9 protein-coding genes and 1 tRNA gene are annotated in these 14,297 nt (G+C 55.7%); 3 read left to right on the top strand and 7 right to left on the bottom strand.

Features of this window, described 5'->3' with window-relative positions:
- Positions 1–357: 357 nt before the first annotated feature.
- Positions 358–1,932, bottom strand: coding sequence for a ClC family H(+)/Cl(-) exchange transporter (locus CE153_RS07095; protein WP_099595688.1), 1,575 nt, complete (start codon positions 1,930–1,932; stop codon positions 358–360).
- Between the two features lie 210 nt (positions 1,933–2,142).
- Positions 2,143–3,429, bottom strand: a complete 1,287-nt coding sequence (locus CE153_RS07100; RefSeq protein WP_099595689.1) for an adenylosuccinate synthase — start codon at positions 3,427–3,429, stop codon at positions 2,143–2,145.
- A 242-nt stretch (positions 3,430–3,671) separates the two neighbouring features.
- On the opposite strand from CE153_RS07100, the gene fbaA reads away from it, so the two are divergent.
- A complete protein-coding gene (gene fbaA, locus CE153_RS07105) occupies positions 3,672–4,760 on the top strand; it encodes a class II fructose-bisphosphate aldolase (protein WP_099595690.1) in 1,089 nt (362 codons plus the stop codon).
- Positions 4,761–5,066: 306 nt separating this feature from the next.
- Here fbaA and CE153_RS07110 read toward each other — a convergent pair whose 3' ends face one another.
- The 5 genes from CE153_RS07110 to CE153_RS07130 all read right to left on the bottom strand — a co-directional run bounded on the left by CE153_RS07110 (position 5,067) and on the right by CE153_RS07130 (position 11,052).
- The gene (locus tag CE153_RS07110; protein WP_236824497.1) at positions 5,067–6,185 is read right to left on the bottom strand and encodes a hypothetical protein; all 1,119 of its coding nucleotides are present in this window, start codon (positions 6,183–6,185) and stop codon (positions 5,067–5,069) included.
- Positions 6,186–6,555: 370 nt separating this feature from the next.
- Positions 6,556–7,437, bottom strand: coding sequence for an aromatic amino acid DMT transporter YddG (gene yddG, locus CE153_RS07115; protein WP_236824503.1), 882 nt, complete (start codon positions 7,435–7,437; stop codon positions 6,556–6,558).
- Positions 7,438–7,874: 437 nt separating this feature from the next.
- Positions 7,875–7,948: transfer RNA gene (locus CE153_RS07120), tRNA-Gly, on the bottom strand.
- A 308-nt stretch (positions 7,949–8,256) separates the two neighbouring features.
- On the bottom strand, positions 8,257–9,339 hold the full coding sequence (htpX, locus tag CE153_RS07125) for a zinc metalloprotease HtpX (protein WP_099595692.1): 1,083 nt from the start codon (positions 9,337–9,339) through the stop codon (positions 8,257–8,259).
- 243 nt (positions 9,340–9,582) lie between these two features.
- Positions 9,583–11,052: an FAD-dependent oxidoreductase gene (locus CE153_RS07130; protein WP_099595693.1), complete on the bottom strand. Its 1,470-nt coding sequence runs from the start codon at positions 11,050–11,052 to the stop codon at positions 9,583–9,585.
- Positions 11,053–11,536: 484 nt separating this feature from the next.
- On the opposite strand from CE153_RS07130, the gene CE153_RS07140 reads away from it, so the two are divergent.
- Together CE153_RS07140 and CE153_RS07145 are read left to right on the top strand one after the other, a co-directional pair.
- Positions 11,537–13,036: an amino acid permease gene (locus CE153_RS07140; RefSeq protein WP_099595695.1), complete on the top strand. Its 1,500-nt coding sequence runs from the start codon at positions 11,537–11,539 to the stop codon at positions 13,034–13,036.
- Positions 13,037–13,256: 220 nt separating this feature from the next.
- Positions 13,257–14,267: an asparaginase gene (locus CE153_RS07145; protein ID WP_099595696.1), complete on the top strand. Its 1,011-nt coding sequence runs from the start codon at positions 13,257–13,259 to the stop codon at positions 14,265–14,267.
- Positions 14,268–14,297 lie beyond the last annotated feature (30 nt).

The raw sequence follows: 14,297 nt of genomic DNA on the forward strand, positions 1-14,297 counted from the left end.
TTGCGGACGACATCGTTCCGCAATACGGGCCGTGCAACAACGAGCTGGCCGCAGTTGCCACCTTCCTAACGTATACGAGTCTACACGCATACGCTACACGCGTACGCAAAGTGTCCGATTCGGGAGAAACGGACATCCAGCCCCCACTTTGCATGCCATATACATCCGATTCACCAGAATCGTACAAGCAGAATACGGAAAACACACTTTGCTTGACCGATTCGGGAGAAACGGACAAACAGTGCAGGATTACGACACATTCAATGTCTGATTCTCCAGAATCGGACATCCAAACCACAGTTTTCACGCTACGGTTGTCCGATTCTGCAGAATCGGACACTTACGGTGCACACATGGCTAGGTGAGCGGAGCGTCGCAAAGCCTCCGCATCGCAGGGCGAGCCTCACGCTCCTCCTCGCCGCTGAACAGCACCACCAAATAGTCGCCGGCACGCAGCAACGTGTCGCCACGAGGCACAATCTCACGTTCTCCGCGCCGTAAGCCAATAATCAAACAACCCGACGGCCACGCGACATCGCGCACACGTTGTCCGTCCGCAATCGCCCCCATCTCCAGCGGCAATTCCATAACGCCACTACCAACCTGGCTCGGAATCCTCGTATCCTCACCCTGCGCACGCATGTAGCGTTCCAGCAACTCGCCATAAATCGGCTTCGTACGCAGCAAATCAGAAACCAGCAACGCAATAAAAGCAACGGCAGCAACTGGCAGCATATGCGTCAACGTGCCAGACATTTCAACAGACAGCAGAATCGACGTAATCGGAGTCTTCACCGACGCAGCCAACGTGCCGGTCATCATGCAGACGGCAAAAATCGCAACCACTTCAGAAGACAGGCCAGCCCACTGATGCAACATCTCACCGCAAATACCACCAGCAAGCGCACCCACCGCAAGAATCGGCATGAAAATACCGCCCGGAGAACCCGATCCGAAACTCGTGCTTGTGAACAGCACCTTCACTACAAACAGTAGGCACAACATCCCCAAGCCAGCACTCGCATGCTCAGCCATGCTGATCAGATTCGAACCACCGCCGAGCACATCAGGCAGCCAAATCCCAACCGGCAAAGCAAGCGCGATCGCAATAACAGGACGGAATCGCAGCGGCACACGACCATATAACGTCTGGAAACCAAGCAGCGACCGGTTCATCATCGAACCAACCAAACCAGCAATCAAACCCAACGGAATCAGCCATACGTATTCGTCAAGCGAAAGCTGACCGATATCACCGAAATCCAACACCGGACGCAAACCGAAACAGTACTTCGACACACAATCGGCAGTCAATGAAGCCGCCGTCGCACCCATCAGAATCGCAGGAGAAAAACTACGATGCACCCCCTCCAGTGCGAACATCATGCCGGAAAGCGGAGCGCTGAATGCGGCAGATAAGCCAGCCGCGGCACCAGCCGTCACCAAATAATGCTCCTGCACGTCCTCACGACGCCTACCACGCAACCGATGCGACAGGAACTGCGCGCCCGAAGCGCCAATCTGAATCGACGGGCCCTCACGGCCCAACGACAATCCAAACAGAGCACCAAAAAGTCCACCGACGAAACGGACCGGCAAAATCGTCTGCCAACGCATCCGCAAGCCGCAAATCACCACACCATTCGTCTGCGGAATGCCGCTGCCAGATGCCATCGGCTCTTTTGCAATCATCCACGCAATAAGGGCGGACGCTGCGACGGCTGCGACGAACCACGGCGCCAGCAGCCACGGAGTTTCACGGATTTGCGCGTATATCCAGCGGGCCGCGGCAGTGGCCTGTTCGATGCCGAGACGATAGAGAACCACCAGCAGGCCAGAAACAAGGCCAACAAGAACGCCAGCACCCGCCATTTTCCACTTCAGCTGGTTGAAGCGTGGGATCAGCGGGTTGATAGAGGGAGACTGAGGCATTTGGTTCTCCTATCTGCATACCTCGCGTGTCCGATTCTGGAGAATCGGACAGCTATTGCACTTCTCCTACGTTCCGGACGTCCGATTCTGGAGAATCGGACAAATTTGGACAGCACACGTACGACAACAAAAATGCCGGCAGGCGCAAAGCCCACCGGCACACATCTGATGGGCAGCAACATCATCTGGCGTCACCCATCAGATCATCAATCAGTCGACCAGCGAGTTGATCTGAATAATGTGGTCACGCTGCGGACCCGTACCAATCACAGAAATACGGCAACCAGACAGCTCTTCAAGACGCTTCACATAATCTTGGCAGGTCTTCGGCAAATCATTGAAATCATGAATCTGAGAAATATCCTCTGACCAGCCTGGCATACTCTCGTAAATCGGCTTCGCTACAGCAAATTCAGCCTGATCAGTCGGCATATCGTCACGACGCTCACCGTTCACATCGTAAGCGACGCACAGCGGAATCTCCTTCAAACCGGTGAGCACGTCAAGCTTAGTGAGCACAATATCCGTCAAACCGTTGACCTGAGCCGCATAACGGTTCACCACCGCATCGAACCAGCCGCAACGACGCGGACGACCCGTAGTCACGCCATATTCATGACCCTGCGCACGCAGCCAATCGCCATCCTCGCCAAACAGCTCTGTCGGGAACGGACCCTCGCCAACGCGAGTCACATACGCCTTAGAAACACCAATCACACGGCTGATCTTGGTCGGACCAACGCCAGTGCCAGTACACGCGCCGCCAGCAGTCGGATTCGACGAAGTCACAAACGGATACGTACCATGATCCACATCAAGCATGGTCGCCTGACCACCCTCGAACAGCACGGTCTTGCCCTCGTCAAGCGCCTTGTTCAGCACCAGCGAAGTGTTGGCGACATACGGCTTCAGACGCTCACCAAGACGAAGCAGCTCATCCGTGGTTTCGTTCACATCAATCGGACGACGATTGTACAGCTTCACCAGCATCTGATTCTTCTGATGCAGGCTTGCTTCAACCTTGTCGTGCAAATGCTCCGCATTGAACAGGTCATGCACGCGGATGCCCACGCGATTAATCTTGTCGGCATACGCAGGTCCAATGCCGCGACCGGTGGTACCGATCTTGTGCTTACCGAGGAAACGTTCCGTCACCTTATCAAGCACACGATGATACGGCGCAATAATGTGCGCACCCTCACTCACCAGCAGTCGGGAGCAGTCCACACCGCGGCTTTCCAAGCCGTCGATCTCTTCGAAAAGCACTTCAGGATCGACAACAACACCGTTGCCGATAACCGGAGTCGCGGTCGGGCTGATGATGCCGGAGGGCAGCAGGTGCAGCGCATACGATTCGTCACCAACGACCACGGTATGACCCGCATTGTTGCCGCCATTGAAGCGCGCAACATAGTCAACCTTGGTGCCGATAAGATCGGTCGCCTTGCCCTTACCTTCGTCGCCCCACTGAGCGCCAATCAACACGATACCCGGCATAACGCACCTCCACGCTGTCGCCTTATTCCGCCGAAGACAGCGTACCCTGAGCCCTCTACTGTTGAGGGGCCGCAGCGGTCACAGAAGCCCCTTTTTTCAGCCGTCATGTGTCCGTTTCTCCAGAATCGGACAAACAAGGGCAACAGATAACAACACAAAGCCAACGACAACCATCAGCCCTAGCAACACCACTCGGACTCCGAAACAACATTCCTGTCACGAAACCGCCTCATAATGGAACCATGACTATCGCAACTCCTGAACGCTATGCCGAAATGCTAGACGCAGCCCATCGCGGCGGATATGCGTATCCCGCGATCAACGTGACCAGCACGCAAACCCTCAACGCCGCATTGCAGGGCTTTGCCGAAGCGGAATCCGACGGCATCATTCAGGTGTCCGTAGGCGGATCCGCCTACTTTTCGGGGCAAAGCGTGAACGACCGCGTAGTCGGATCGCTGGCATTTGCCGCGTTTGCACATGAAGTGGCCGCACAATATCCAAACATTACCGTGGCGCTACACACCGACCATTGCGCCAAACAATACTTGGACGAATGGGTGCGCCCACTGCTCGCGCACGAGGCTGAGCAAGTGCGCCGCGGCGAAGATCCGACGTTCCAGTCGCACATGTGGGACGGCTCGACGGTACCACTCGAAGAAAACCTCGACATCGCCGAAGAACTGTTGGAAAAGTCGGTAAAGGCGCATACCGTGCTCGAAATCGAGATTGGTGCGGTCGGCGGCGAGGAAGACGGACATTCTGCGGAAATCAACGAAAAACTGTATTCCACTCCGGCCGACGGCGTGCGCGTGGCGGAACGACTGGGATTGGGCGAGCATGGCCGCTACATGGCCGCGTTCACGTTCGGCAATGTGCATGGCGCATACAAGCCTGGCGTGGTGCAGTTGCGTCCGCGTCTACTGCACGATATTCAGACGGAAGTGTGGAACGCCGCGCATGACGGGCGATTGGGAAGCGTCGATTCCGCGCACGTCGCGTCGTGCGCCCTGCCGGATATGCCAGAAGGCAAGCCGTTCCCACTGGTATTCCATGGCGGTTCCGGATCGTCGCCTGCTGAGATTGCAGAAGCGGTCAGTTACGGCGTGGTCAAGATGAACATCGACACGGATACGCAGTACGCGTTCTCGCGTGCGATTGCCGGGCATATGTTCCGTAATTATGATGCGGTTTTGAAGATTGACGGCGAAGTCGGCAATAAGAAGCTGTACGATCCGCGCTCTTGGGGGCGTGAAGCCGAAACGGCGATGGCCCAACGCGTAGTCGAAGCGTGCAAGCAGCTAGGCTCCGCAGGGCGCGCGCTGAAGTAGCTGAGGTAGGACGGATGGCTGGTACCTCATAATCACCGAGCATAGGAAGCCCTCACCTTTAGCATGTCCGATTCTCCAGAATCAGACGACCAGGCGTCCTCTCCTATGTTCTAGTTGTCCGATTCTCCAGAATCGGACATGCTAACGGCAGAGCCAGCGGATTTAGGGCAACCGTGCCCAAAACCATACGCCATCCAATTCCGGACATGCGAAAAAGCGCATACCGCGCCGTCAAATCAAATAACCTTTCGCAACGAAATCACACTGCAGAATCCCACATCACACGCATACAAGCATGCATACAAATCAATACGTCTTGCATACGAAACCTTTGAACGGCGACGAATAAGCATGCGCATCCCGAGGCACCTCCGCCGCAGCCAAACGCTTGCGCAACTGCTCGCGGTCACGCACATGTTCCATCTGGAATCGCACGACACTAATCCGCAGCATATTCAACTCCGTCTCACGGTCCTTTTCACGCAAAATCGCGTCAACCGCATCGCCATTATTCAACATGGACGGATCAATATACTTCTGCCGGCCATCCAACTCGCCAACAACAATACTGCCGTCATCACGAGTCCACAGATAATCCGCGCGAATGTCGCGACCATCCAACGGACTAGCGAAACTGACTTGCATTTGCGGCTGCGCAAATCCTAATTCCAGCATGGTGGCGAGCGCGACAGCCTCACCCCCGTTTTCGCAAGCTGGTTCGACATGTTCGGCGATATACCGCGCTCGGATGATGCCGCCGATCCTTTTCTTGCGATTGACGTAATCCTGGAATCGTTCTTTTGGCATGCCGGTTTGGCGTAGGGCTGTGCAGCACGTTGACATCGCGTTTTCCATGTCGAGCATGCGCGCGCAATCGGCCATGGTTTCGATTCCCGAAGTCACGCGCATGTCGTCCACAATGGTCGTCGACGGAAAATCCTTGTAATAGTGGGCGATCGCGTAGCCATGCCGTCCCGCTTTGGAACGGTTCGCGACCGCGATGTGCACGTACCGTTGCAGTTTGATGGTAGTGGTGAAGCCGAGAGCGCCGGCCGCCGACGGCCCGCATAGCACCCAATCGGGGTGTTCGTGGCATACGGTGCGATTCGTCCATATGATGCGTTCCGAGTAAGACAGGGATTCCCACTTTTGCGCATTGATATACATGCCTTTGTGGGGCATAACAATTTCTCCCGCGCGTGTGCGACGTTGGAACGCGCGGCGGTCTTTCGGTTGCTTTGGTACCGCCAAACGACGATGCTTGTAGGCTTGGTCAAGCATGGCATCGATCCGTTGCTGCGTTTGAGTTTGCGAGGATTGCTTACGCGGGACGCGTCGCGGGCGCTTGTGCGAGGCGTGTTCCGAAGGCGGAGGGCCGTTCGCAGGTTTGCCTGACGGACGATACGATTCGCCGGTCACTGCCACAGGCGAGTTCTTTTTTGACTTCGCATTGTGCTGATTTTGCCGGTTCTGTTGGTTCTGTTGAGTATTCATGCGCACACGATAAAGGATGTTTCGTGGAATGCGCCAGTCAAAACCGGGGTTGTGGTCGGAGGACGTGAGTTATCCACAGGGTCGGCGTGTCGGGGGCAATGCGTCTCGCATATTATGCCGCTTAGTTGTCCGATTCTGGAGAAACGGACAGTCAAACGTCCACGCATCCGGTCCACTTGTCCGATTCTCCAGAATCAGCCAAACAACCGCCACCGTTTTTATCATGTTTGTCCGATTCTCCAGAATCGGACAAACATGAGAGCATGCACCACCTCCACGGACAGCGCATCCGACTCTTCATCTAGCGTTTCGCAAACCACAGGTTAATCAGCGATCCACTAATCACCAACGCAACACCAATCCAAAACGGCATTCCAAGCGCCACGCCCAACAGAACCGTGCTAGAAGCCGTGGAGAACAACGGCGTCGCATACGACCCAATCGCCAGCGTCTCCATGCTTCCGTGCAACATGCCATATCCCCAACAGGCATATCCTCCCGCAATAGATGCGGCACAAGCAGCCAACGCAACATAACCACCAATCCCGGGCGCAGTCGCAGGCAGGCCTTCCCCCGAAGTGAAGTGAATCAACCATAACACAACAGCGACACAGCAGAAGAAAATCGTCGTGCCGTCGTATCCGTCGGACATTTTCGGCGTCACCGTCGCGTAAATTGCCCAAATGAAAGCCCCAGCGAAAGCCAAAGCATACGGAAGGGGGTTGCTGGAAATGTTACGCAACGCTTCATGAACGTTAAGACTTTCACCCCCTACCGCCATTGCGACGCCAATGGTCGCAACGATTGCACTAGGAAGCGCCTTCCAGACCGCACCTCGTTTATGTGAGACGGCCGCGGTCATCAGTACAAGCAATGTCGGCCATAAATAATTGACCAAACTGACCTCAACGGATTGTGCAGCTGTCGATGCGAGCCCGATCGATAGTGAGATTGACGCCTCGTATGCAACGAACATGATTCCGCAGATGATGAGATATTTGCGCGGCGCGCGACGGATTGGCGTCGGTTTACGCACGACCAGTAGCAGAATTCCGCCAACCGTGTAGATAAGCGCGGACCCGAGCGTTGCGCCGAACGATTCGGAAACCAGACGGACGAGTCCGGCCATGAAACCCCAAAGCACAATCGCAAGAAGGCCGATAACCGTGCCGCTATGTGCGATCGCATGGCCTTTGAGCGGACTGTAGGCATTGCCACGCTCGGGAGATTCCGGATTCGCAAGCTGCGGATGGAATTCAGGGTTCTTCTCGTTCGTACTCACAAGTCTCACGTTACTGCATCCACGTCATACATGTCCGATTCTGGAGAAACGGACATGTATGGCCTGCGTACGACACCTTATGTGTCCGTTTCTCCAGAATCGGACATGCAAACCACGGCACACACGTATTGTGTGTCTGATTCACCAGAATCGGACAACTAAAGTACGGCTGAAGAGCCGTAGACGTCGTACGAGTGGAATATTCGGCGATAGCGGCATCACATCGGCACAGTGGCAACACCATGACAACGTTTAACCGCCCCCTGCAGTTGATCAGCAAACGGCATAATCCAAAACGTTGAAACAAATATGATTTATAGCCTCGCCGTTGAAGCGTTTGGAGCGGATGACGGGAGTCGAACCCGCCTCTAAAGCTTGGGAAGCTTTCGTTCTACCGATGAACTACATCCGCAAAAAGCGTGCCTTTTGGACACAATCATTTAGTCTAGCATGCATTCGCAGCATTCATGACCGTCGACCGATATTCGATACCGTCACCCATTTGCCAAATCGCACATCAATCAACACGCAACAGCCACAACAGCATTAATGTCACTTGTCAGCTGATATCAGAATATTCATGCAATACATCACAACAGGAAACAACCACGGAAAACCACGGAAAACCACAGGAAACAGCTACAATTCGTAACAGAATCAGCAGAATCCTATGCAATCACACATGACTTGCGCAACGCGCACATTGCAATCGCACATCGATCAGCGACCATACCCGCCTTGCACGGGATTCTGCGAATAATCTCGTGAATAACCCCCGCCAGAGTATACCCCCGAACCGGCACCGGCACCAGAGATACCCCCATTCTGCCGACGAATATCCGCCGAAGCATACCCGCTCGTCGCATAACCGCCAGCCAAATAGCCGGACTGCACGCCCTGCGCCTTCATCTCCTGACTCATCTGCATCAACCGGGCAATACGATCCTCAGTCGCCGGATGCGTGGAAAACAGGCGAGAAAAACCTTCCGCAGAGAACGGATTCGCAATCATCATCGCAGCAACCGACTGCGTACCGGCAGTCTTCTGCATCGGCATCGCCTCAGCGCCGTTCGAAATCTTATTCAATGCGGATGCGAGCGCCTCCGGATCTTCCGTAAGCATGGAACCATCTTCGTCAGCATCATATTCTCGCGTACGCGAAATCGCCATCTGAATAAGCGAAGCGGCAATCGGCGCAAGAATCGTGCTCAACAACACGCCCAGCAATCCAAGACCATTAGAAGACGAGTCATTACGATCATCGCGCGAATTGCCACCACCGAAATACATGAGCGAATAGCCAAGATACGAAATGACCGTCGCCATTGCGGACGCGATCGCAGACGTCAGAATATCGTGATTGTACACGTGCATAAGCTCGTGCCCAAGTACGCCGCGAATCTCGCGTTCGTTCAGCATCTGCAGAATACCCTGCGTGCAGCAGACCGCCGCATGACGTTCATTGCGTCCCGTTGCGAACGCATTGGGGCTCATGGTTGGGGCGATATAAATACGCGGCATCGGCTTGCCCGCCTTCGCCGACAGTTCGCGCACAATTTTGTACAGTACCGGCGCTTCCTGCTCGCTGACTTCCTGCGCATGCATGGATGCAATCGCAAGTTTGTCGGAAAACCAGTAGGATGCGAACGTTGAGCCAAGTCCGATGAGAATGTAGATACCAAGCGTACGCTGGTCGCCACCGGTCGCCCACCAAATGAGCATGATGACGCCCCACATCAACGCGAATAACAGCGTTGTCTTCAAGCCATTGCAATGGCCATGCACCCGCAATTTGCCGTTCATGGTCACTAGCGTAGAAACGGAGCCTGAGTTTTTGCTGGATATGTGCTGGAGACTGGACTGCGGAAAGGACTAGGGGGCAGTTGCGGAAGTTCGCATACTCAGCTTCTCCCCGGATGTCCGATTCACCAGAAACGGACAAGTACGGGATAAAAAAGCGTCTTGGGTGTCCGATTCACCAGAATCGGACACCCAAGACGCATGAAAAAGCCTGAAACCTATCGGACCGGACTCCAAACACCCGCCTTAGGCGTGAGCCAGGGCGCGCATCTGCTCCGGATCGATGACCTTCTTGTGCTCGCGACCTTCCTTCGCACCCTCAGCGCGTTCGAACGCGTCAATCTTCTTCCAACCGGCAAAGTCGATCGGCTTGACACCGCGCGACTCCAGCAGTCGGTCGATGGACTCCGGATCACGATCAGCGGCCACACGACCACCCTCGGCAGCCTTCGACAGATCTTCCAGCATGTTGGTCACGATCAGCAACGCGTCGGACTTGGTGGAACCGATCAAACCAACCGGACCGCGCTTCGCCCAACCGGTCGCATACAGACGCTCACGCACCTCAACCGCAGCATCCGCACCATCAGCTCCAGCCTCAGCAGCAACGGTGATGCGTCCGTCACCGTTCGCGTTCGCCAGATGCGCGTGACGCTCGTCGTACGCGATGCCCGGCGCGGTGGCCGGCTTGTAGCCGATCGCATGGTACACGGCCTGCACCGGATACTCTTCAAACTCGCCGGTGCGGCTCATCTTGCCGTCAGCCGACGTTTCGGTCTTCTCCACGCGAATGCCAACGACCTTGCCGTCCTCACCCAACACTTCGACCGGCGCGGAATTGAAGTGCACATAATACTTGCGATCAGCCGGATTACCCTCGTAATCCACGTCACCGTCATCTTCCATGTCTTCCGCCATCTCACGAATCGTGAACAGCTCTTCGACCATCTGACGGGTCAGCTTGTCTTTGCCGGCCTCTTCAATCGTGTCTTCATCCAAATCGAAATCGTCTTCGTTGATGATCAGCTGCACTCCCGGCAGCTTCTCCATCTCGCGCAATTCCTGCACGGAGAACTTGGCTTGCGCCACACCGCGACGAATAAACAGGTGCAGCACGCGAGCCTTGTTCGCCTTGATGCCCTCGTACACATTGTCTGGAATATCAGTACGTTCCTTCAGATCGTCGGCATTGCGCATGAGTTCGCGCGCCACATCCATGGCCACGTTGCCGCCGCCGATCACGGCGACTTCCTCAGCTGCAAGCGGCCATTCGCGAGCGCCGGTCGGATAACCGTCGTACCATTCCACAAACTTGGCTGCGCCATACACGCCATCCAGGTCGGCACCCGGCAGTCCAAGTGGCTTGTCCTCAACGGCACCGGTGGCGAACAGCACGGCATCGTAACGTTCAAGCAGCTCGTCGAGGGTCACGTCCTTGCCGAATTCCACGTCGCAATACAGGTGGATGTCGGGGTTGTCGAGTGTCTTTTCGAGTGCCGACGCGATGAATTTGATGGACGGGTGGTCGGGGGCCACGCCGTAGCGCACCAGACCGAACGGCACCGGCAGCTTTTCGAACAGGTCGATGCGCGCGGCAGTACCGAGGCCAAGCTCCTCGCCGAGCTTCTTCAACTGGCGCAGGAAAATGTCGGAGGAGTAGACGCCTGCAGGGCCGGCGCCGATTACAGCAATACGAAGTTCATTAGTTTCAGTCACGCGCTCTAGCCTAATGCATTCCCTGCATTTGCGACAGGGGCGCTTATGCACTTTCTTACGACTTCTTCGCCTTGTTTTCTTCTGGTTTCGCCCTTTGGATTTTTAGGCCCGTCCCATTCGCAGCGTTTTCTGTTTTTGGATGTCCGATTCTGCAGAATCGGACACGTGGGATACCGAAACATGCACCTGCTTGTCCGATTCACCAGAAACGGACAAGCAAGACAACAAAACGCATGTTTGAATGTTCGTTTCTCCAGAATCGGACATCTTTGCACCGAACGAAAGGCACGGACCGTGACTGCTGACGCACTATGGGCAAAATATCAACGTTCGGTAACGGACGGTTCATATAATGTACGCGGCGTCCACGCAGAGGTAGCGATAATGGCGGTGATACGGCCCGCTTTCACGAAACAGCTTCCGCCGGAAAATTGCGACGTGCAGTCAAAAATAATAAAAGAAATCAGAGAAAAGAACTACTACTATGAGTAACTCCAATACATCGTCAAACGCGACGCAGCAGTCGTCCGCGCAGAAGCAGGATAAAAGCGATGCTGGTTATGCGAAGGATTTGAAGCCGCGTCATATTCAGATGATTGCGATTGGCGGTTCCATTGGCACCGGCCTGTTTTTGGGTGCGGGCGGCCGTCTTGTGCAAGGTGGCGCGGGTCTTGCGATCGCATACGCGGTGTGCGGCATTTTCGCGTTCTTGATGGTGCGTGCGTTGGGTGAGCTTGCGATTCGCCGTCCGTCGTCGGGCGCGTTCGTTTCATATGCCCGCGAATTCCTGGGCGAGAAGGGCGCGTATGTGACCGGCTGGCTGTTCTTCCTGGACTGGTCAGTCACGGTTATGGCTGACATCACCGCCGTCGCCGTATATTTCCACTATTGGAAGGCGTTCCAGGGGGTGCCTCAATGGCTGATTGCCTTGTGCGCGTTGGCGTTGGTGTTCGTGTTGAATCTGCTGAGCGTGAAGATGTTCGGTGAGGCGGAATTCTGGTTCGCTGCTATCAAGGTGGCTACGATCATCTCGTTCATGGTCATTGCGATTTGGGCGATTGTCACGGGCGCTCCGGTTGGCGATGCGCATGCCGGTGTCGCGAACATCACCGACAATGGCGGCCTGTTCCCGAATGGTATCGCTCCAGTGTTCGCACTGACCCTCGGTGTAGTGTTCGCGTTCGGCGGTACCGAAATGGTTGGCGTGGCTGCAGGTGAGGCGAAGGACGCCGAAAAGGTGCTGCCGAAGGCCATTAATTCGATGATCATCCGTATTTTCGTGTTTTACGTGGGTTCCGTGGTGCTTATGGCGCTGGTGCTGCCATACACCGCTTACTCGTCGAACGAATCTCCGTTCGTCACGTTCTTCTCCGGCATTGGCATTCCGCATGCCGGAGATGTGATTCAGGTTGTGGTGCTCACCGCGGCGCTTTCCTCCCTGAACGCTGGTTTGTATTCCACAGGCCGTACGCTGCGCTCACTGGCTGTGGCCGGCTCGGGTCCGAGGTTCGCCGCGCGCATGAACAAGCATCATGTGCCGTATGGCGGCATTATCATCACGTCTGCTCTTGGCCTAATCGGCGTGGTGATGAATGCGGTACTTCCTGCCGACGCGTTTGAGATCGTCATGAATCTGGCCGGCATCGGCATTGCCGGAACATGGGCGGCTATTCTCGTCACACATCTTGCGTTCTTGAAGAAGGTGAAGACCGGTGAGGAGATTCGCCCCGACTACCACATGCCGGGCGCTCCATACACGAATTACATTTCGCTTATCTTCTTCGCGGTTGTCGTGCTGTCGAATCTCACCAGCGCCGCCGGCCGTTGGACGCTCGCCATGTTCGTAGTGGTGGTCATCGCCATGGTTGCAGGCTGGTTCTACATGCGTGGCCGCATCAACGGCGATCTGATGGACGAAATGCTCGACGACAACGGCAACGACGTGCCTGACGTGCTTGAAACCACGGAAGTGCCGGGCAAGTAGTCGAAATCGCAAGCCATCTGGATTCAACCAGATATTGCTGAATCCAGATGAATACAATGTGCGTCTGCAGTAATCGCACGCAATGAGCGCGGCAGACGCACGTACAATCGCAAGTAGTCGCACAATCGCGGGATGCAGGAATCCGGAATATCGGAATTCACTCATCCCGCAATCGCAAGCAAGTACTTATCAAGTACCAAGCAATCGTAAGAAGGTGGCAATGCGCATTCACATCACATATACCGGCGGTACCATCGGCATGATCGACTCTCCGAACGGTCTGATTCCGGGCGCCGACACTCGCGGATGGCTGTTCCGCCTGCTGGAGGACGCGCACATGGACGCAAGCCTGTTCACGTTCACCGAACTTGATCCGCTGATCGACTCATCGAACGCGACGCCCGACAATTGGCAGACGATGGTTGATGACTTGCGTGCGCATCACGATGATGCCGACGCGTTCGTGGTGCTGCATGGCACCGACACGATGAGCTATTCGAGCGCCGCGCTTTCGTACGCATTGGCCGATTTCGGCAAGCCGGTGATTTTCACGGGCTCGCAACATCCGCTCGGCAAAATCGAATCGGATGCCACTGCGAATGTCACGGGCGCGCTGAACGCCGCGATGAGCGGACGATTCCACGGTGTGGGACTGTTTTTTGGACATCACCTGTTTGCCGGCAATCGCGTGAGCAAGTCGTCGAGTTGGGCGTTTGAAGGATTTTCGGCGCCTTCCGTCGGACCACTGGCTCGTACGGGCACGCCATGGCATTGGTATGCGGGTGACGCCGCTTCGACCGGTTACGGCTGGACGTCACCTCAACCTTACTCCCGTCATGATGTTGCCGTGATTGATATGGCGCCCGGCATTTCCGCAGCGCGATTGGAAGCGATGCTTACACCGCGTCCGGAAGCGGTATTGTTGCGCGCGTACGGCGTCGGCAATGTGCCGAGCGACGAGCCTGGACTGACCGACGTAATTGCCGACGTGCTACATGACGATGTTCCCGTCGTGATTGCATCGCAATGTCAGCAGGCGGAAGTGCTGCTCGGCCATTACGAGACGGGCGATGCGATCGCTCGCGCCGGCGCGATCGGATCCGGTGATATGACGCTGGAAGCCGCGTATGCGAAAATCATGTTCCTGCTGTCGCAAGGCGTGACCGGAGCCGACTTTGGCAAGTGGATGCGCGTATCGATCGCTGGAGAAATCTCGCCAAGCTCGTTGTAAACGCTTCCCCAAAGCGCCGCGCATGACACC

Origin of the sequence: Bifidobacterium sp. N4G05 (assembly GCF_002742445.1) — a bacterium.
In the GTDB taxonomy this organism is placed as follows: domain Bacteria; phylum Actinomycetota; class Actinomycetes; order Actinomycetales; family Bifidobacteriaceae; genus Bifidobacterium; species Bifidobacterium hominis.

What these genes read in the sequence shown, in the direction of transcription:
- CE153_RS07095 (WP_099595688.1), bottom strand. Translation starts at nt 1,932, where the DNA reads ATGCCTCAGTCTCCCTCTATCAACCCGCTGATCCCACGCTTCAACCAG.
- CE153_RS07100 (WP_099595689.1), bottom strand. Translation starts at nt 3,429, where the DNA reads ATGCCGGGTATCGTGTTGATTGGCGCTCAGTGGGGCGACGAAGGTAAG.
- fbaA (WP_099595690.1), top strand. Translation starts at nt 3,672, where the DNA reads ATGACTATCGCAACTCCTGAACGCTATGCCGAAATGCTAGACGCAGCC.
- htpX (WP_099595692.1), bottom strand. Translation starts at nt 9,339, where the DNA reads ATGAACGGCAAATTGCGGGTGCATGGCCATTGCAATGGCTTGAAGACA.
- CE153_RS07140 (WP_099595695.1), top strand. Translation starts at nt 11,537, where the DNA reads ATGAGTAACTCCAATACATCGTCAAACGCGACGCAGCAGTCGTCCGCG.
- CE153_RS07145 (WP_099595696.1), top strand. Translation starts at nt 13,257, where the DNA reads ATGCGCATTCACATCACATATACCGGCGGTACCATCGGCATGATCGAC.